Origin of the sequence: Arthrobacter sp. StoSoilB20, from assembly GCF_019977295.1 — a bacterium.
GTDB classification, from domain to species: Bacteria; Actinomycetota; Actinomycetes; order Actinomycetales; family Micrococcaceae; genus Arthrobacter; species Arthrobacter nicotinovorans_A.
The window spans coordinates 1,557,159-1,575,549 of record NZ_AP024651.1; the positions used below are offsets into that span (position 1 = coordinate 1,557,159).

Annotated in this window: 13 protein-coding genes; 3 read left to right on the plus strand and 10 right to left on the minus strand. The window is 63.7% G+C overall.

Annotation, left to right across the window (positions count from 1 at the left end; genetic code table 11):
• Positions 1 to 119: 119 nt before the first annotated feature.
• Entirely contained in the window at positions 120 to 1,529 is a 1,410-nt protein-coding gene (locus LDN85_RS07110; RefSeq protein ID WP_026542741.1) for an NAD(P)H-quinone dehydrogenase, read from the plus strand.
• A gap of 101 nt (positions 1,530 to 1,630) precedes the next feature.
• Here the strand turns inward: LDN85_RS07110 and LDN85_RS07115 are convergent, their stop codons facing one another.
• The 4 genes from LDN85_RS07115 to LDN85_RS07130 all read right to left on the minus strand — a co-directional run bounded on the left by LDN85_RS07115 (position 1,631) and on the right by LDN85_RS07130 (position 7,883).
• A complete protein-coding gene (locus tag LDN85_RS07115; protein ID WP_223944986.1) occupies positions 1,631 to 2,518 on the minus strand; it encodes an MBL fold metallo-hydrolase in 888 nt (295 codons plus the stop codon).
• Positions 2,519 to 2,688: 170 nt separating this feature from the next.
• Entirely contained in the window at positions 2,689 to 4,251 is a 1,563-nt protein-coding gene (locus LDN85_RS07120) for an FAD-dependent oxidoreductase (protein WP_223944987.1), read from the minus strand.
• On the minus strand, positions 4,248 to 6,470 hold the full coding sequence (locus LDN85_RS07125) for a molybdopterin oxidoreductase family protein (RefSeq protein WP_223944988.1): 2,223 nt from the start codon (positions 6,468 to 6,470) through the stop codon (positions 4,248 to 4,250). Before LDN85_RS07125 ends, LDN85_RS07120 begins: the two co-directional genes overlap by 4 nt.
• Entirely contained in the window at positions 6,471 to 7,883 is a 1,413-nt protein-coding gene (locus tag LDN85_RS07130) for an MFS transporter (RefSeq protein ID WP_223944989.1), read from the minus strand.
• A gap of 295 nt (positions 7,884 to 8,178) precedes the next feature.
• On the opposite strand from LDN85_RS07130, the gene LDN85_RS07135 reads away from it, so the two are divergent.
• Complete coding sequence (locus LDN85_RS07135) at positions 8,179 to 9,588, plus strand: MFS transporter (protein WP_223944990.1); 1,410 nt, start codon at positions 8,179 to 8,181, stop codon at positions 9,586 to 9,588.
• 68 nt (positions 9,589 to 9,656) lie between these two features.
• On the opposite strand, the gene LDN85_RS07140 is transcribed toward LDN85_RS07135, so the two are convergent.
• The 6 genes from LDN85_RS07140 to LDN85_RS07165 form a co-directional block, all read right to left on the minus strand.
• Positions 9,657 to 11,528: a biotin carboxylase N-terminal domain-containing protein gene (locus tag LDN85_RS07140; RefSeq protein ID WP_223944991.1), complete on the minus strand. Its 1,872-nt coding sequence runs from the start codon at positions 11,526 to 11,528 to the stop codon at positions 9,657 to 9,659.
• Between the two features lie 60 nt (positions 11,529 to 11,588).
• Complete coding sequence (locus LDN85_RS07145; protein ID WP_026542735.1) at positions 11,589 to 12,257, minus strand: nucleoside triphosphate pyrophosphatase; 669 nt, start codon at positions 12,255 to 12,257, stop codon at positions 11,589 to 11,591.
• Positions 12,258 to 12,408: 151 nt separating this feature from the next.
• Positions 12,409 to 14,934 (minus strand): MMPL family transporter, encoded by a 2,526-nt coding sequence (locus tag LDN85_RS07150; protein WP_223944992.1) that lies wholly within the window; start codon positions 14,932 to 14,934, stop codon positions 12,409 to 12,411.
• A 1-nt stretch (position 14,935) separates the two neighbouring features.
• Positions 14,936 to 15,652, minus strand: a complete 717-nt coding sequence (locus LDN85_RS07155) for a TetR family transcriptional regulator (RefSeq protein WP_026542733.1) — start codon at positions 15,650 to 15,652, stop codon at positions 14,936 to 14,938.
• A gap of 135 nt (positions 15,653 to 15,787) precedes the next feature.
• Positions 15,788 to 16,219 (minus strand): YbjQ family protein, encoded by a 432-nt coding sequence (locus LDN85_RS07160; RefSeq protein WP_026542732.1) that lies wholly within the window; start codon positions 16,217 to 16,219, stop codon positions 15,788 to 15,790.
• A gap of 92 nt (positions 16,220 to 16,311) precedes the next feature.
• Positions 16,312 to 17,745 carry a dicarboxylate/amino acid:cation symporter gene (locus tag LDN85_RS07165; protein WP_026547114.1) on the minus strand — a complete coding sequence of 478 codons (1,434 nt, stop codon included), beginning with the start codon at positions 17,743 to 17,745 and terminating at the stop codon, positions 16,312 to 16,314.
• Between the two features lie 360 nt (positions 17,746 to 18,105).
• Here LDN85_RS07165 and LDN85_RS07170 point away from each other — a divergent pair, with 360 nt between their 5' ends.
• Positions 18,106 to 18,387: a hypothetical protein gene (locus LDN85_RS07170; protein ID WP_026547649.1), complete on the plus strand. Its 282-nt coding sequence runs from the start codon at positions 18,106 to 18,108 to the stop codon at positions 18,385 to 18,387.
• The last annotated feature ends 4 nt before the right edge of the window (positions 18,388 to 18,391 follow it).

Genomic DNA, 18,391 nt, shown 5'->3' on the forward strand with positions numbered 1-18,391 from the left:
CTCAGTGTTACTCACTGGTACAAGCTACCTTGCGGCCACGGGACTTTGGTAGGGACCCGCGAGCTGGTGAGGGTGGGCTGAGTGGCAGCCAGAGCGGCAATGAGCGAGAATTGAGGATTGTGACCACCCAAGTTGACTTCAGTGCCCCCCGTATCGCGATCCTGGGAGGTGGTCCCGGCGGATATGAAGCTGCCATGGTGGCTGCTTCGCTCGGCGCCCACGTCACCATCGTTGAGCGTGCAGGCCTCGGCGGCTCAGCCGTCTTGACCGACGTCGTGCCTTCCAAGACCCTCATTGCTACCGCCGACCTCATGACCCGCGTTGGCGAGGCGGATGAGCTCGGAGTGAAGTTTGACGGCGACGGCTCGGCTTCCAAGCCCCGTGCAGACCTCAAGCACATCAACGATCGCGTGCTGAACCTGGCCCATGGACAGTCCGAGGACATCCGTGCCGGCCTGGAGCGCCTGGGCGTGGAGATCGTGATCGGCTCCGGCAAGTTGCTGGACAACAACACCATCGAGGTCCTCACGCTCGAGGGCACCCGGACCATTGACGCCGATGCCATCCTGCTGGCTGTAGGCGCACATCCGCGTGAACTTCCCACCGCCAAGCCCGACGGTGAACGCATCCTCAACTGGGCCCAGATCTACAACCTGGATGAGCTTCCCGAAGAACTGATCGTTGTGGGTTCGGGCGTCACCGGCGCCGAGTTTGCCTCGGCCTACAACGGTTTGGGCTCCAAGGTCACCCTGATCTCCAGCCGTGACCAGGTCCTCCCCGGCGAGGACACGGATGCGGCCAAGTTGCTCGAAGGCGTCTTTGAACGCCGCGGCGTCACCGTCCTCTCCAAGTCCCGCGCCAACGCGGTGGAGCGAACGGACGACGGCGTCAAGGTCACCTTGGGTGACGGATCGATCGTGACAGGTACCCACTGCCTGGTGTGTGTTGGTTCCATCCCCAACACTGCCGGTGTTGGGCTTGAAGAAGCCGGCGTGACCCTCACGGAGTCCGGCCACATCAAGGTGGACGGCGTTTCCCGCACCACAGCTCCCAACATCTATGCTGCCGGCGACTGCACGGGCGTCTTCGCCCTGGCCTCGGTCGCGGCCATGCAGGGGCGTATCGCTATTGCCCACTTCATGGGCGACGGCGTGAAGCCGCTGAAGCTCAACCAAGTGGCCTCCAACATTTTCACGTCCCCGGAGATCGCTTCCGTGGGTGTGTCCGAGGCCGATCTGGCCTCGGGTAAATACCAGGGCGATGTTGTGATGTTGTCCCTGCTCAGCAACGCCCGCGCCAAGATGCGCAACACCAAGGACGGGTTCGTCAAGATCATCGCCCGCAAGGGTTCCGGCACCGTGATCGGTGGCGTAGTGGTGGGGCCGAACGCATCCGAGCTCATCTTCCCGATCTCCGTCGCGGTAACCCAGAAGCTCCACGTTGATGACGTGGCCAGCGCCTTCACGGTGTACCCGTCGTTGACCGGATCCATCTCGGAAGCTGCGCGGCGCCTGCACGTTCACATGTAACCGCCAGCCAAAGTGGACGCCCGTTTCGGGGCTTCGCTGCCAATCATGCCGTCCGCACGGCACCCTGCGCAGCAAGCCATCGAAACGGGCGTTTCTGCTTCCTACGTACGCAGCGCGCGCACTGCCTGAGCCAATGGCATGTGCAGTGCGGGACCGTGGCCTGGCAGGATCACAGTGGCTTGGACAGTGGCGCGCTCAGTGGCTTGGGCGGTGGCGGGCTCGTTGGCTTGGGCGGTGGCGGGCTCAGTGGCTTGGGGAGTGGCTTGCCCAGTGGCTTGGGCGGTGGCGGGCTCGTTGGCTTGGGCGGTGACCTGGACAGTGGCGCGCTCAGTGGCTTGGAGCGCGCCCAGCGAGAGTGCCGAGGTGAGGGCACGGCGGGCGTCCGAGTGGTACATCCTGTGCAACATCTGCGGACCGGACTTCGGGCTGATGGGGTGTCCGCTGACGAAAGTGTCGCCCACTGCAATGGCGCCGGCATCCGGCAGCAAGAGAGCAACGTTGCCCGGGGTGTGCCCTGGCAACAGGATGGCCTCCGGCTTTCCGGGCAGGTGGCGGAGTGCTTCAGACATCCAGGCCTCGGCTCGCGTGGCTGGTTCTGCCTGAAGCGCCTTGGCCTTGATCACGTGGAGCATCCAACGGAAAACCTGGGGACGCCAAGCACGTAGGAGAACCTGGCCGAACGTGACCTGATGCTTCTCCTTGCCCTGGACGTGGGCGAGTTCCTCGGGGGAGCACAGAATGGGTGTTCCGAAAGTCCGTGAGAAGTACGCCGCGGATCCTGTATGGTCCACGTGCCCGTGCGTGATCAGCATGGCCCTTGCATCGGCGGGTTCCAGGCCCAGTCCGCGCACGGACTCCAAGACCAGGTCACGGTCGGCGGGGTAGCCGCCGTCGATCAGCATGAATCCCGAAGCATCCCGCACGATCAGCCAGTTGGATGCAGGTCCCTCCACGAAAAATACCCCTGGTGCCTGCTCAGATACGTTCACCCGAGCAGTCTAAGGCGCCGCTTCGGGGCTTCGCTGCAAAGTATGCCGTGCGCACGGCACTCTGAGCAGGGGACCCTCGAATCGGGGGCCGGGCACCCCCGTGGGGAACCTGCGCGCGGCACTCTGAGCAGGGGACTCTCGAATCGGGGGCCGGGCACCCCCGCCAACAGCTACGCGGCGGCTGCCTGGAAGTGCTTCTCGATGATCCCCTTGATGTCCTCGTGGCATCCTCCGCAGCCAGTTCCGGCGCGGGTGGCCTTGGAGACCTCGCCCACGGAGCTGCAACCGTGCACCACGGACTCCGAAATACTGGCCGCACTCACCCCGGCGCAGCGGCATACAGTCCGCTGGGGGTCGTTGCTGGTGGCGTCGGCATCAAGCTGGTCAGGTCCATCCAGGCGGAGCAACAGGGACCGGTCGGCAGGCAGCTCCGAGGAACGTTCAAAGAGCACCACCAACTCGGCGGCGGTCCGGGGCATGCCCACGGCCACCACGCCTTCCAGCACTCCGCCGCGGGTGGTCATTTTCACGTAGCGGCCGTGTTCGGGATCGGCCCACTGGGAAATCTGGCGGCGGGGGCGTCCGGAGGTTGCGCCGGCCTCCAGCAACTCCTCGTCCCATGGATCCGCTTGGTTATCGCCTGCCACGGCCAGGTTGATGCCGCGTGCCTTCAGGACAACCACTCCGGGCTTCTCCGTGGGCAGGGCTTCCAAGGTATCTGCTGCTTCCTGGCCGTCACGGGCAAGGACCACAAGGTACTCGGCCAACCACTCAGCCTGCCGCCAGCCGGGACCAACAAGACCGGAGGGGCCGGAAGCAGTCCGACAGTCAACACACGACGCATCCGGGCAGTGCACTTCGGCGCAGTCACCAATCGCGAACATGTGTGGCTCGTGATAGGTCCGGAGGTGGTGGTCCACCAGTATCCCCGTGGCGGTAGGAAGCCCGCACCCTTCCGCCAACTCGGTCCGGGGGCGCACACCGCAGGACAACACGAGCAGGTCGCCGTCGATTGCCGAGCCGTCATCCAACAGCAAAGCGGAGAAGGCGCCGCCAGGTCCGGCCGTCTCCACGCCGGTGGAGCGGGCGTTGCCGGCCACCCGGACGCCGCGGGAACGCAGGCTGCTGGTCAGGACGGAGCCACTGCCGCGGTCGATGCTCCTGCCGAGTGGGAAGGGCCCGTTGTGGACCACCGTGGCCTGGGCGCCTTCTTCCGCGGCAGCCAACGCGGTTTCCAGCCCGAGCACCCCGCCGCCCAGGACCACCACGCGTTGACCTTCAGCCACGGCGGAACGAAGCACGGCAGCATCCTGCAAATCACGCAGAGCAGTAACCCCGGATGGAAGGACGGGCCGGGACGGGTCGGGGTTGAGGCCGGTGAGGTTGGGAATCACTGGACGGGACCCGGTGGCGAATACCAGACGATCATAGTGTTCGGAGGAACCGTCGGACAGGATGACCAGCTGGCGGGCGCGGTCGATCCTTTTGACCTTGATGCCCAGCCGGACCTCAACACCGTCGGCTTCCAGTTCGGACACATCGGCCATGGCCAAGGCCTCCGCAGTGGTGCGTCCAACGCCGAGCTCAGCAACCATCACCCGGTTGTACGCCGCTTCAGTTTCCTGACCTACTACCAGAAGCTGCACCAGCCCGGCGCGGACGGCAGGGAGCAGTTCGTCCACAAGACGCGCGGCCACCGGCCCGAATCCAACAACAACAATGCGCTCACTCATGAGGCCTCCTTGGCGTTTACCGGCAAACCGGCCATGGCTGGACTGCTTGTGGGAATGGCCGGTGAAGCTTGCGCAGCCACTGCCCTCCGGACCCACACCCGGCTGGTCTTGAACTCCGGCATGCCGGAGATGGGATCAGTGATTGCTTCCGTGAGCCGGTTGGCGTTTTCCTGGCCGGGAAAGTGGAACGGCAGGAAGACCGTATCCGGACGGACCGCGGTGCTCAGCTCGGCACGGCAGAGCACTTCTCCGCGTTCGTTGGTCACGGTGGCGTAGTCGCCGTTGGCAATGCCGCGGGTGGCCGCCGTGCCCGGGTGTATGAGGAGCCGGGCCTGCGGCTGGGACGCCAGGAGTTCGCTGACGCGCCGGGTCTGGGCTCCGGATTGGTAGTGCTCCAGAAGCCTGCCGGTTGCCAGTGCCAGGGAGTCATCCGCGAACGAACGGACAGCCCGCTTGGACGGGGTCACCGGAACCATGACGGCCCGTCCATCAGCATGGGCAAAGCCATCGGCAAAGAGCCTCGGCGTCCCGGAACTGCCTGCAGGGTAGGGCCAATAAGCGGCTTCGCCCCGATCCAGCATGGCGTAGTCGATGCCTGAATAGTCAGCCAAGCCACCGGCAGAGGCCAGGCGCAGCTCTTCGAAAACAGTCTCGGGATCATCGCTGAACGTCGAAGGAGCCTCAAGCAACTCCGCCAGCCGGGCCATGAGCCACAATTCGCTGCGAACACCCGGGGGAGGCGAGAGTGCGCGTCGACGGCGGATCACGCGTCCCTCGAGGTTGGTGAGCGTGCCTTCTTCCTCGGCCCACTGTGTCACGGGCAACACCAGATCCGCTTCGGCAGCGGTTTCTGACATGAAGAAATCGCAGACCACCAGGAAATCCAAACTGCGGAGCCCTTCAATCACTGCGTTGGTATCGGGCGCCGAGACCACCACGTTGGCGCCGTGCACGAAAAGGCACCGGACGCCGTCGGGCTTGCCAAGGGACTTGAGGAGTTCGACGGCGGGGAGCCCGGGTCCGGGGATGAGCGACTCCTCGATGCCCCACACACGGGCAACGTGGGCGCGGGCCGCGGAGTCGGTGATTTTGCGGTAGCCCGGAAGCTGGTCGGCTTTCTGCCCGTGTTCGCGACCGCCCTGCCCATTGCCCTGGCCCGTAAGGGTGCCGTAACCGCTGCGGGCGGAGCCGGGCAGGCCCAGGAGGAGGCTCAGGTTGATGGCTGCAGTTGCGGTGTCGGTGCCATCAACGTGTTGTTCCACGCCGCGGCCGCTGAGGATATAGCTGCCGTGGCCGCGGGCTCCTTGCGCCAGGCGGCGGGCAGTTTCCCGGATGAGGGTGGCTGGGACGCCGGTGATGGACTGCACCCGCTCCGGCCAGAATGCAGACAAGCTGCGTACTACCGCCTTGTACCCGCTGGTGTTGGCGGCGATGTAGTCAGCGTCTGCCAGCCCTTCGTGCACCACCACGTGGCTGATGCCCAAAAGCAGCGCCAAATCAGTGCCGGGCGTCGGCTGCAAGTGGAGGCCGCCGCCGTCGGACGTGAACGCTGCAGTAGCCGAGCGGCGGGGGTCCACCACAATCAACCCGCCGGCGTCCCGGGCGCCCTGAAGGTGCTGGACGAACGGTGGCATGGTCTCGGCTACGTTGGAACCGAGCATGAGGATCACCGAGGCCGTGTCCAGGTCCGTGACGGGGAAAGGGAGGCCGCGGTCTACGCCGAAGGCCCGGTTGCTGGCAGCTGCAGCGGAGGACATGCAGAACCGGCCGTTGTAGTCGATGCGGGAGGTGCGCAGGGCCAGCCGGGCGAATTTGCCCAGCAGGTAGGCCTTCTCATTGGTGAGGCCGCCGCCGCCGAAAACTCCCACGGCGTCATTCCCGAACTGCTGCTGGGTCTCCTTGACCGCTGCCGTGATGAGCATGAGGGCCTGGTCCCAGGAGACGGGCCGGTGAACGCCGTCGGAACCTTTGAGCATGGGCTCGGTGACGCGCCCGTTGTGACGCAACAACGACGCCGATGTCCAGCCTTTACGGCACAGCCCGCCCCGGTTGGTGGGGAAGTCGCGCCCGGAAACTTCCAAGGGAAGCTCAGGCTTCGCCGTTTCTGCGGTGGGTGCGTTCGTGGCCGCTGTCCCCGGGGCTGCAAGGGCAGTCGGGGTCAGCGTCATGGCGCACTGGAGCGCGCAGTAGGGGCAGTGGGTATCGGCGCCGTTGGGCATCTAGATGTGTCCGATCGTGTTGCGCTTCTGTGCCGGGCGGATGTAGCAAACCCAGCAGACGGCGAGCATCAGGACGTAGGCTCCAACGAATCCGTAGAACGCCGGGGTGTAGGAGCCGCTGGCCGAGTTGGAAGCGTTGAGGACCTGTGGGATTACGAAGCCGCCGTAGGCTCCGATCGCGGAGATCAGGCCCAGGGAGGAAGCGGCGAGTCGTGCAGTGGCCGCGCTGGATGCTCCGGAGCGTGCTGCCCGGCTGGACGTTGCGAAGATGACCGGGATCATGCGGTATGTTGCACCGTTTCCGAACCCACTGGCCAGGAAGAGGAACAGGAACAGGGTGAGGAAGAGCCAGAAGTTCTTCAGGGGCAGCGTCCAGATCATGGTCAGCGTGATGACTGCCATGGAAGCGAACGAGGTAATGGTCATCCGGGCGCCACCCATGCGGTCGGCCATGCGTCCGCCGTAGGGGCGGGCCAGGGAGCCGACCAGGGGGCCGAGGAACGCCAGCGAGAGTGCCACTGCTCCGACGTGGATGGAGGAGAAGTCCGGGAAGTAGTCCTTGATCAACTTGGGGAAGACGCCGGCGAAGCCGATGAACGAGCCGAACGTTCCAATGTAAAGGAACGCCATGATCCACAGGTGAGGTTCCTTCAGTGCGGCCAGCGAACCGGCCACGTCACCCTTGGCGTTGGTGAGGTTGTTCATGTACTTGTAGGCACCGAAGGCGGCGATGATGATCAGCGGAATCCAGATGATGCCTGCCATGGGCAGGTTGACGGTTCCGGCGGCCAGGAGCGTGATGGCGATGGGGACAACAAGCTGTGCGACGGCGGCACCGAGGTTGCCGCCGGCAGCGTTCAGGCCCAGCGCCCAACCCTTTTCGCGGGCCGGGTAGAAGAAGGTGATGTTGGCCATCGAGCTGGCGAAGTTGCCGCCACCGAAGCCGGCGAGGGCGGCCACCAGGAGCATGACGCCAAAGGGTGTTTCCGGGTTGGAGACACAGATGGCAAGCCCGGTGGTGGGAATGAGCAGGAGCAGCGCTGAGACGATGGTCCAGTTCCGGCCACCGAACTTGGGAACCATGAACGTGTAGGGGATACGAAGCGTGGCGCCCACGAGGCTGGGGATGGAGATGAGCCAGAAGATCTGGTTGGTATCGAACCGGAAGCCGGCCGCGGGGAGTTGGACCACCACGATGGACCACAGCTGCCAGACGACGAAGCCGAGGAATTCGGCGAAGATGGACCAGTAGAGATTGCGCTTGGCGATGGACCGGCCTTCGGATTCCCACTGGCCCTTGTTTTCGGCGTCCCAGTTGGCGATCCAGCGGCCGGGGCGGTGTTCGAGGGCGGGAGCGGCGGTGGCAGTGGACTGGATGGGGGCCAGTGCATCTGCGGTGCGGTCAACAGTCACGGAAGTGCCTCCTTGGTGGGGGACGTTGTTCTTCCAAGGTAGGTTTGGCGCATTTCGCGCACTGTCGCTGTTTGTAAACGGCCTGTGACATTTCCCTATCGGCGGGGTCACCGGCGAGTGAGACGCTGGTGAGGTAATGTGGCGCGGACCACAGTGTGGGATTTTTCCGATTGTCCGCATGCTGGACTTGGTTGTCCAGTCAATGGACAGCGGGAACTATTATTGAACTCTCGAATAATCCATCGCCGGGTAGGCTCCAGAGGCATCTGCCGGCGTGAAAGAAAGCTGCAAATACATGTCTTCCACTGCACCATCCAAGGAAGGCGAGTCCACTAAGCCAGTGAACTCGCGGGGCAAGGTGATCTTCGCGAGCCTGATCGGCACGACGATCGAGTTCTACGACTTCTACGCCTATGCCACCGCGTCGGTACTCGTCTTCCCGAAGCTCTTCTTCCCTGATGCCACGGACATCAATGCGCTGCTCAGTGCGTTCGCCATCTTCGGTGTTGCCTTCTTTGCCCGTCCCATCGGTGCCGTGGTCTTCGGCCACTTCGGCGACAAGATCGGACGCAAGGGCACCCTGGTCGCATCGCTGCTGACCATGGGTATTGCGACCTTCCTCATCGGACTCCTGCCCACGGCCTCCATGCCGGGATGGGCCGTCCTGGCTCCGATCATGCTCGTAGTCCTCCGCTTCTTCCAGGGCCTCGCTTTGGGCGGCGAATGGTCCGGTGCGGCTTTGCTCGCCACAGAGAACGCGCCGAAGGGCAAACGCGCCATCTACGGAACGTTCCCCCAACTGGGCGCACCCATCGGCTTCATCATCGCCAACGTGATCTTCATCTGGATGAACGTTGCCCTGAGTGCCGAAGAGTTCCTCGCCTGGGGTTGGCGCGTACCGTTTATCCTCAGCGCAGTGTTGGTCATCGTGGGCCTTTACGTTCGCCTGAAGCTGGTGGAGAGCGTGTCCTTCACCAAGGTCATCGAGCAGGAAAAGGTGCAGAAGCTGCCGCTCGCAGCCACCCTCAAGAGCCACTGGCGTCCCGTCGTGGCCGGTACCTTCATCATGTTTGCCACCTACGTGCTCTTCTACATCATGACCACGTTCACCCTGTCCTATGGCACCAAGCCCACGCTGGCCGGCGCCCAAGCGGCAGCGGAAAAGGCCGGCAAGCCCATGACGGCAGATCAGATCGCGGCGTTTGTTCCCGGCTTGGGAATCACCCGCTCGGACTTCCTCTGGATGCTGATCATCGGCGTCGTATTCTTCGGCATTTTCACCGTGGTCTCCGGACCTCTCGCTGAGAAGTGGGGCCGGCGCAAGTTCCTGCTGGGCGTCACCGCCGGCATCTTCGTGTTCGGTGCGCTCTGGTTCACCATGTTTGGTCCCGGCCAGGGAGCCGCAATGGTGGGTCTGATCGTCGGCTTCACCCTGATGGGCCTGACCTTCGGCCCCATGGCAGCGATTCTTCCCGAGTTGTTCCCGGCCAATGTCCGCTACACCGGCTCTGCGGTGGCGTACAACCTGTCTTCCATGATCGGCGCGGCCCCTGCCTCGTTCGTGGCAATTGCCCTCTGGTCTGCAGCGAACGGAAGCACTTGGCTGGTGGGCGTCTACATGGCGGCCGCTGCTGTGGTGACGTTCATCGCGCTGTGGCTGACGCGCGAAACCAAGGACACGGACTACGAAAACAACGTAGCCTAAGCACCCCCTTAACGACGGCGGCTCCGCACCAAAGGTGCGGAGCCGCCGTCGTGTTCGGGTGCTTTGCGCTAGTCCTCGATGGTGGCGATGACCGCACCAGCTGCGACCGTCTCGCCAGCGGTGGCAGCGAGGCCGCGCACGGTGCCTGCCTTGTGGGCGGTCAGCGGCTGTTCCATCTTCATGGCTTCCAGGACCACGATCAGGTCACCCTCTGCCACGACGTCACCCTCTGAAGCCGCTACCTTGACGATGGTGCCCTGCATGGGGGAGGTGAGTGCATTGCCGCCCGCAGCAGCAGCGGTGGCGCCGGCCGAGCGGGAGCGCTTCTTGGACTTGCCGGATTTGGTGCCTGAACCGCTGGAAATTGCTGCGGTGCCACCACCCAGTCCGGAGGGCAGAACCACTTCGAGCCTCTTGCCGCCAACCTCGACGACGACGCGCTGGCGCTCACCGGCGTCGGGCGTTTCAGCGCCTGCTGCGTTGGCGGACCATGCCGGGATGCTGTTGACGAACTCGGTCTCGATCCAGCGGGTGTGCACCTTGAACGAGCCTTCCGCCGGTGCGAATGCGGGGTCGGTGACTACCGCGAGGTCGAAGGGGATGACGGTGGGGATACCCTCAACCACCATCTCCTCCAGCGCACGGCGCGAACGCTGGAGGGCTTGCTCGCGGGTGGCGCCGGTGATGATCAGTTTGGAGAGCATGGAGTCGAAGTTGCCGCTGATGACGTCGCCCTGCTCAACTCCTGAGTCGATCCGGACGCCGGGGCCGGTGGGGTTCTTCAGCGTGGTGATGGTGCCGGGCGCGGGCATGAAGTTGCGGCCCGGGTCCTCGCCGGTGATGCGGAACTCGAAGGAGTGGCCGCGGACCTCGGGGTCGTCGTAGCCGAGTGCTTCGCCGCGGGCAATGCGGAACTGTTCACGGACGAGGTCGATTCCGGTGACTTCCTCGGATACGCAGTGCTCCACCTGGAGCCGGGTGTTGACCTCGAGGAAGGAGATGGTGCCGTCCTGGCCCACCAGGAATTCACACGTTCCGGCGCCGAGGTAATTGGCTTCCTTGAGGATGGCTTTGGAGGACTCGTAAAGCCGCTTGTTCTGCTCTTCGCTCAGGTACGGAGCCGGGGCTTCTTCAACAAGTTTCTGGTTGCGGCGCTGGAGCGAGCAGTCGCGGGTGGAAACCACCACAACGTTGCCGAAAGCATCGGCCAGGCACTGGGTTTCGACGTGGCGCGGGGCATCAAGGAAACGCTCGATGAAGCACTCGCCGCGCCCAAAAGCGGCGATGGCTTCGCGGACCGCGGATTCGTAGAGCTCCGGGATTTCCTCCATGGTGCGGGCAACCTTGATGCCGCGCCCGCCACCGCCGAAGGCAGCCTTGATGGCGATGGGAAGGCCGAATTCCTCGGCGAACTTCAAGATTTCGTCGGCGGACTCTACGGGGTCGGCCGTACCGGGGACCAGGGGAGCGCCCACTTTCTCGGCGATGTGGCGGGCCTGGACCTTGTCGCCAAGGGCTGAAATCGCTTCGGGGGAGGGGCCGATCCAGGTGATACCGGCCTCGATGACTTTGGCCGCAAACTCGGCGTTTTCGGCCAGGAAGCCGTAGCCGGGGTGGATACCGTCAGCGCCGGACTGCTTGGCGACGTCGATGATCTTGTCCATCACCAGATACGACTCGGCGGCGGTGTTGCCCCCCAAAGCGTAGGCTTCGTCGGCAAGGCGGACATGGAGTGCGTCGCGGTCAGGGTCGGCATACACCGCTACGGAGGCAATGCCTTCGTCCCGGGCGGCTCGGATGATGCGGACCGCGATTTCGCCGCGGTTGGCAATCAAGACCTTGGTAAGAGGGCTGGAAATGGGCTGCGCCGGGTTAGCTGACAAGTTGTTGACTCCTTCTGTCCTTGAGGAGCCTAGCGCGATTGTGAGGGTTCCGCCCATATTGATGGGGGATTCCGTGTGTGAGGCGATGTTCCTTTGTAGGGTTGCTACAAACGGCTTCTACTGCTCGTCGTTGTCCCAGAGCTCGGTGATCCGCACGTCCGCATGGACCAGCAAGTCGCGCAGTGTGGAGATGGAAAGCCCGACGACGGCGTGCGGGTCGCCGTCGACCTTGCGGATGAAGGCGCCACCCAGGCCGTCGATTGTGAAGGATCCGGCGCAGTGCAGGGGTTCTTCGGTGGCGATGTAGGCGTCGATGTCGTAGGTGCTCATCTCAGCGAAGTGCACCTCCGCGCTGGAAACGGCTCCGACCGTGGCACCCGAGCCTTCGGCAGGCTCATCTTCAGCGTCCTCGTCCACGTCGGCTGCGGTGTCCCGGCAGTCAATCAGCCAGTGGCCGGTGTGGAGAACTCCCTGCGAGCCGCTCATCCGCAGCATGCGTTCCCGGGCAACCTCCGCAGTGTAGGGCTTGCCATGGGACTCGCCGTCGAACTCGAATACCGAATCGCAGCCGATTACCAAGGCACCCTCAGCCTCTGGGAGGGAAGCGACCGCCTCGGCCTTGGCACGGGCCAGCAAGAGTGCGGTGTCGTGCGCGTCAGTGACCCCATACTTCGCCTGGACAGCGTCCTCGTCAACGTCCGAGACCAGGACGTCATGCCTGATTCCGGCCTCCGTGAGCAGCTTGGTGCGGGCGGGGGACTGGGAGGCAAGAATCAATCGGGTCACGGTCCCCAGCCTAATACGAACCCTCGCTCACTTCCCCCGTGCTTGAGCCGGACGCTCGTTCACGTCCCCCGTGCTTAAACCGATCGCTCTCTCACTTGCCTCAAGCAAGTGAGAGAGCGATCGTGAATATCGGCTGTTATGTGATCGAGCGTTAGTGGACCAGTTCCCCCGTGTCGGTCTTGCGACGATCGGTCCGCTCCAGCTTGGCGCCCTCAACATCGACATCCGGCAGGATCCGTTCCAGCCACTTGGGCAGCCACCAGGCCTTCTCACCCAAGAGGTACATGACGGCTGGAACTATGGTCATGCGGACCACGAAGGCATCGATCAGCACACCGAACGCCATGGCGAAGCCTAGCGGCCGGACCATGGTGAGGTGGCTGAAGATGAAGCCGGAGAACACGCTGACCATGATGATCGCAGCCGCGGTGACTACGGCTGCAGCGTGGCTGAAACCGGAGCGTACCGCGTGCTTGGCAGTCTCACCGTGCATAAACGATTCCCGCATGCCCGAGGTGATGAACACCTGGTAGTCCATGGCGAGACCGAACAGCACACCGATGAGGATGATGGGCAGGAAGCTCAGGACAGCGCCCGGATTGGCGACGTCGAAGATCCCTCCGAGCCAGCCCCACTGGTAGACGGCAACTACGGCGCCGAAGGCAGCAGCGAGGGACAGAAGGAAACCGCCGGTTGCCAGCAGGGGCACCACAATCGAGCGGAAGACCAGCAGCAAGAGCAGCAGGGGAAGTCCCACGACGATCGCCAAGTACGGCGGCAATGCAGCGCCGAGCTTGTTGGAAACGTCAATGTTGCCCGCGGTTTGTCCGGTAAGGCCAATTTTCACGTCAAGGTTATCGCTGATCACAGCACCCTTTGCGCGGAGATCGGATACCACCTGCACGGTACCCGCACTGGCCGGGCCTTCCTTGGGAATCACCTGGAACACTGCGGTGCGACGATCGTCGCTCAGTGCGATCGGTACCGCAGCAATGACATTCTCAACGCTCCGAAGCTGATCCGCGACATCGAACTGCTTGTTCTTGGCGTCGTTTTCGCTCAGGCCTTCAGGGAATTCGCCGACGACGACGATCGGTCCGGTGACGCCTTCACCGAAACTGCTGCGGGTGAGGTCATAGGCCTTGAACGCCTGCGAATCGACAGGCTCGGAACCGCCGTCGGGAAGTGCCAACCGCAGTTGCGAGGCCGGCAACGCCAAAGCGCCCAACAATACGACGCTGGCAACCAGGGCAACCCACGGATGACGAGTAACCATACCGCCCCAGCCCCCGCTGCTGCGCTTCTCTTCGCGTTCACGGTCGGCCGCTTCGTGGCCCGGCTCAGCGTTGTGCTTTGCGGCTTTGGCCCAGGCGCGCTTTGAAATGAGTCTCCGGCCGATCAGGGCCAGAACTGCGGGGGTCAAGGTCAAAGCTACGACGACGGCGACGGCCACTGTCGCTGCGGCCGCAACACCCATCACGGCGAGGAAGGGAAGTCCCGGAACCACCAGTGCAGCCAAGGCGATGATGACGGTGAGACCGGCGAACAGCACGGCATTGCCCGAAGTGCCCGTCGCCAAGGCAGCGGATTCCTCCGCGTCCATGCCGGCCAGAAGCTGGGTGCGGTGACGGTTGACGATAAAGAGGGAGTAATCAATACCAACCGCGAGGCCAAGCATCAGGGCAAGCATTGGAGAGATGGAGCTCATGTCGATGACGCTGGTCAGTGCGAACGTTCCGCCGACACCTACAGCTACGCCGATCAGGGCCATCAGGAGGGGAAGCCCGGCCGCGATGAGTGTTCCGAGCATCAGGATCAGGACCATGGCCGCGACTGCGACGCCCACGATTTCAGCAATCCCGAAGATCTCCGAGACGTCCTCGGTAATTTCCTTGCTGGCGTAGGCCGTGACGCCGGCCGATGAGACGCCGTGGACGATCTCCTGGACCTGTTCGCGGACGGCGGGGTCAACGGCGTTGATGGAGGTCTTGAACTGGACCTGGGCTACCGCTGCTTTGTTGTCGCTGGAGACAAAACGGAGGCCTTCGGAGGCTTCGAGTTGTCGCTTTCCCAGCGCGAGTTCAGTGGCGCCGTCGGCAGCTTCCTTGGCTCCGGCGTCGAGCTTTTCCTTGCCTGCCGCAAGCTCTGCGCGCTGCGGAGCCATCTGTGCTTCAATCTCCGCAGGCGTCAGGCCTGAGGCGGCCAGCTGCTGTTCCGCCCCGGCCAGTTGGGCCTCGCTTGCCTCCAGCTGCGCGCGGGTTGCGTCAAGCTGTGCCTTGCCCGCGGCGGCTTTGGCTTCACCGGCCGCGATCTCGCCGGCGGACGTGTCCAACTGTTCCTGCGTGGTGAACGGGTTCACCACTCCCTGAATGTCAGGCATGGCTTCAAGCTTGGTCAGCGCAGCGGCCACTGCGTCTTTCTTGGCTTGGTCGAATCCGCCGTCCCCGGCATCGAAGACCACGCTGGCGGAGCCTCCCGAAGAATCAGGGAGCGCTTCCTTGAGCTTGTCCGCCATCTGCTGGGTTTCGGTCCCGGGGATGGTGAAGTTGTTGGACATGGTGCCGTGGAAGGCTGCGGCCGAGCCGCCAACTGCCACCATGACGGCCAGCCAGATGGAGATGACCAGCCAGCGGCGCCGATACGAAAACTTGCCGAGACGGTAGAGGAACGAGGCCATGTCAGAACCGATCTGTGGTGGTTGGAGCGGAGGGGGAGGTGGGGACAGGCGCGTCCGACGGCGGCGCGAAGCCGGCTCCGAGGAGGCCCATCGCATCGATGAGGTGCTGGCGAAGGACCGCGAGGGACTCCGCCGAGAGGTCGGGCCCGCGGTCGGCGAACCAGACGTTCATGGCTGCTTTGCCGCACGAAATCACGGAGCCTGCCAGGGCGTGGAGATAGAGCTCACTGACGCCGGCGCCGAGCCTGCTGCGGGCGGCGTCGATGATCTGCCCGGTGCAGTGTTCCCAGGCTTCAAGCTCGGAGCGGGCCAACTGGCGGTTGTCCTGCGTCAGGCTGAACAGCTCGGCCATGGGGGCGACGGACATGGGATCGGCCAGCGCCATGAGGGCCGCTTGAGCGGATTCGAGGATCGACTCATCTGCCGGACGCAGCCGAAACTGCTCCAAAGCGTGGTCCATGAAGCCGTCGGCCACGGAGGCCAGGGCCGCCTCAAGGCTTGGGAAATAGTTGAAGAAGGTTCGCCGCGAGACACCGGCGGCGGCCGCGATGTCTTCTACGGTGAAATTGCCGGACCCGTTGCTGCGCAAGAGGTCCAGGGCTGCGGATGCGATGGAGCTGCGGGTGGCCGCCTTGTTGAGTTCGCGCCTGGTGGGCGCTGTTGACTCAGCAGTGCTGGGCGACTCTGCAGCGGCTTCCTGGCTACTGGTTTGTGTCACATACTTACACTAAGTGCAAGTTTGCACTCTGCGCAATTTGAGGCGGATGGGCATGCGAAAAGTCCCGCCCTTGTTCGTCGCGGCCAGCCCTGTACAGGGAGGAGGGCGAACCAGGGCGGGACTCGGAAGCGTGAACTAGAACTGGGTCGGGGGCACCGGCGGCGCGGGAGGAGTCGGCTGGCTCTGCTGCTGCGCGGCCGACTTGGTCAGATAGATCGACTGTCCCGTTGCCCCGGGCTCGCCCTCTCCGAGCGGCAGTACGTAGACGGCCGTGCCGTAGGCGCACACTTCGGTCCAGTTGGTGCCCATTTCCGAGGTGTCGAACCGCATGGCGACGATGGCGTTGGCCCCACGCTGTTGCGCCTCATTGACCATGCGTGCCATGACTTCCTGGCGGCTTTCGTAGAGTGCCTTGGTCATTTCGGGCAGCTCGCCGCCGCCGAGGGAACGGAAGCCGGCCAGCATTTGCGAGCCGATGTCCCGTGAGCGGACGGTGAGGCCCATGACTTCGCCGAAGACGGCATCGATCCGGTGGCCCGGGATTTCATTTGAAGTGACGATCAACATGGTCAGAGCCTATCCAGAGATGGCCCCTTTAACGGGGAAATCCCCCGGGGAGAACTCCCCGGGGGATTTGCGCACTTCCAAAGAGGTTGAGACTACGCCTTGGTATCGGCCAGTTCGCGCTCGTTGCTTTCGGCTGCTGCCTTGTCGGCGGCGTACTCGTCGGCAAAGGCGGCACCGTTGCGGGGTGCGTTGTACAGCGACTCATCCAGGATGCCCTGGCGCTTGGCCACGATGGCCGGGACCAGTGCCTGGCCAGCCACGTTGACCGCGGTGCGGCCCATGTCCAGGATGGGGTCGATAGCCAGCAGGAGGCCGACGCCGGCCAGCGGCAGACCCAGCGTGGACAGGGTCAACGTGAGCATGACGACGGCGCCGGTGGTACCTGCCGTAGCGGCCGAACCCAGGACCGAGACCAAAACGATCAGCAGGTACTGGCTGAAGTCCAGGTTGATGCCGAAGAATTGTGCCACGAAGATGGCTGCAATGGCCGGGTAGATTGCTGCGCAACCGTCCATCTTGGTGGTGGCACCCAGCGGCACGGCGAAGGAAGCGTAGCCGGAGGGGACGCCGAGGTTCCGTTCAGTGACGCGCTGCGTGAGCGGCAGCGTGCCGATCGAGGAACGGGAGACGAACGCCAGCTGCACGGCCGGCCACACGCCGGAGAAGTACTGCTTGATGGAGAGCCCGTGAATGCGCACCAGGATGGGATAGAGGACGAACAGCACCAGAGCCAGCCCGATGTAGATGGCGGCGGTGAACTTGCCCAGGGAACCGATGGTGTCCCAGCCGTAGATGGCCACAGCGTTACCGATCAGGCCGATGGTGCCCAGCGGAGCAAGGCGGATGATCCACCACAGCACTTTCTGGATAACAGCCAGCGCGGAAGCGTTGAAGGTGAGGAAGGCTTCGGCCTGCTTGCCCACCTTGAGTGCAGCCACACCGATCGCGATCGCAATGACCAAGATCTGCAGCACGTTGAAGTTGACCGCGGTGCTGACGGTGGTGGCAGCGTTGGCGCTCTCGGTCACTGTGGAGCTGGCGCCAAGACCCAGGAAGTTCTTGGGGAAGAGACCGATCAGGAAGGCCCACCAGTCACCGGTCTTGCCGGCGTACTTGGCTTCTTCGGTGATGCCGGTTGCGGCGCCCGGCTGCAGGAGCACGCCCAGGCCGATGCCGATCAGCACCGATACCAGCGAGGTGATCGCGAACCACAGCAGGGTGTTCCAAGCCAGTCGCGCAGCGTTGGAGACCTGGCGCAGGTTGGCAATGGAGCTCACCACAGCGGTGAAAATCAAAGGAACGACGGCGGTCTGCAGCAAGGAGACGTAGCTGGAGCCGATCGTTTGGAGGGTAGCCCCCAGACCGTTGGGGGTGGTCTTGGTGCTGCCCGTGTACTTGGCGATGAGGCCAAGGATGAGGCCCACTATGAGGGCTGCGATGATCTGGACGCCGAAGGAACCGGCCCACTTGGGGAGCCGGAAGCCGCTCTTGCCAGCTGCTGGGGAAGTGTTGATTGAGGTGCTCACCGGAACACGTTAGGTGCATGGCCAATAACATAGCGAACGGACGTTGAGAAATGTTACGTGCGCAAAAGTTATTCCCGCAGCTTTGTGACGTTGGTCTCACGGGGTGGCTTGGGGAGCTTGCGGTCATTGACGGTTGGCCGCGCGTGAGGACGGCCGCCGATCTCCCGGCAGTCAAGAGGTTCGACTCCCTCCGGCCGCGAGAGGTCTCGCATTAGCCCTTCGGGTGCGCCAGCCCGTTTATCCACAATCGTTTCTCTGTTTGTTGGATTTATTGGTTGGTGTTGGTAGTTTGGGGGCGTCTGGTTGCCTGGGCTGGTTTGGCTTGGGTGTTGCGATTGTTCTTATTGGGAGGAAAGTTCTATGTCGCGTGTGTTGTCTACTGAGCAGGCCAAGGCTGCTATTGGTCAGGTGCAGTCGATTATTACTGGTGGGTTTACGGATCAGATTTCGGCGTTGGATGCGCAGGGTCGTGTGTTGTCGGATCCGAATGTGTGGGATGGTCCGTTGGCTGCTGAGTTCCGTGGTTCGACGTGGCCGGAGACGAAGGCTGCGTTGGATAAGGCCAAGGAAGAGCTGGAGCAGTTGCGGGGTCAGTTGCAGAAGATTTCGCAGGATATTTTCTCTGCTGGTGGAGGGGCCTGATTCT

What these genes read in the sequence shown, in the direction of transcription:
- LDN85_RS07120 (WP_223944987.1), bottom strand. Translation starts at nt 4,251, where the DNA reads ATGAGTGAGCGCATTGTTGTTGTTGGATTCGGGCCGGTGGCCGCGCGT.
- LDN85_RS07125 (WP_223944988.1), bottom strand. Translation starts at nt 6,470, where the DNA reads ATGCCCAACGGCGCCGATACCCACTGCCCCTACTGCGCGCTCCAGTGC.
- LDN85_RS07135 (WP_223944990.1), top strand. Translation starts at nt 8,179, where the DNA reads ATGTCTTCCACTGCACCATCCAAGGAAGGCGAGTCCACTAAGCCAGTG.
- LDN85_RS07140 (WP_223944991.1), bottom strand. Translation starts at nt 11,528, where the DNA reads ATGGGCGGAACCCTCACAATCGCGCTAGGCTCCTCAAGGACAGAAGGA.
- LDN85_RS07150 (WP_223944992.1), bottom strand. Translation starts at nt 14,934, where the DNA reads ATGGCCTCGTTCCTCTACCGTCTCGGCAAGTTTTCGTATCGGCGCCGC.
- LDN85_RS07160 (WP_026542732.1), bottom strand. Translation starts at nt 16,219, where the DNA reads ATGTTGATCGTCACTTCAAATGAAATCCCGGGCCACCGGATCGATGCC.
- LDN85_RS07170 (WP_026547649.1), top strand. Translation starts at nt 18,106, where the DNA reads ATGTCGCGTGTGTTGTCTACTGAGCAGGCCAAGGCTGCTATTGGTCAG.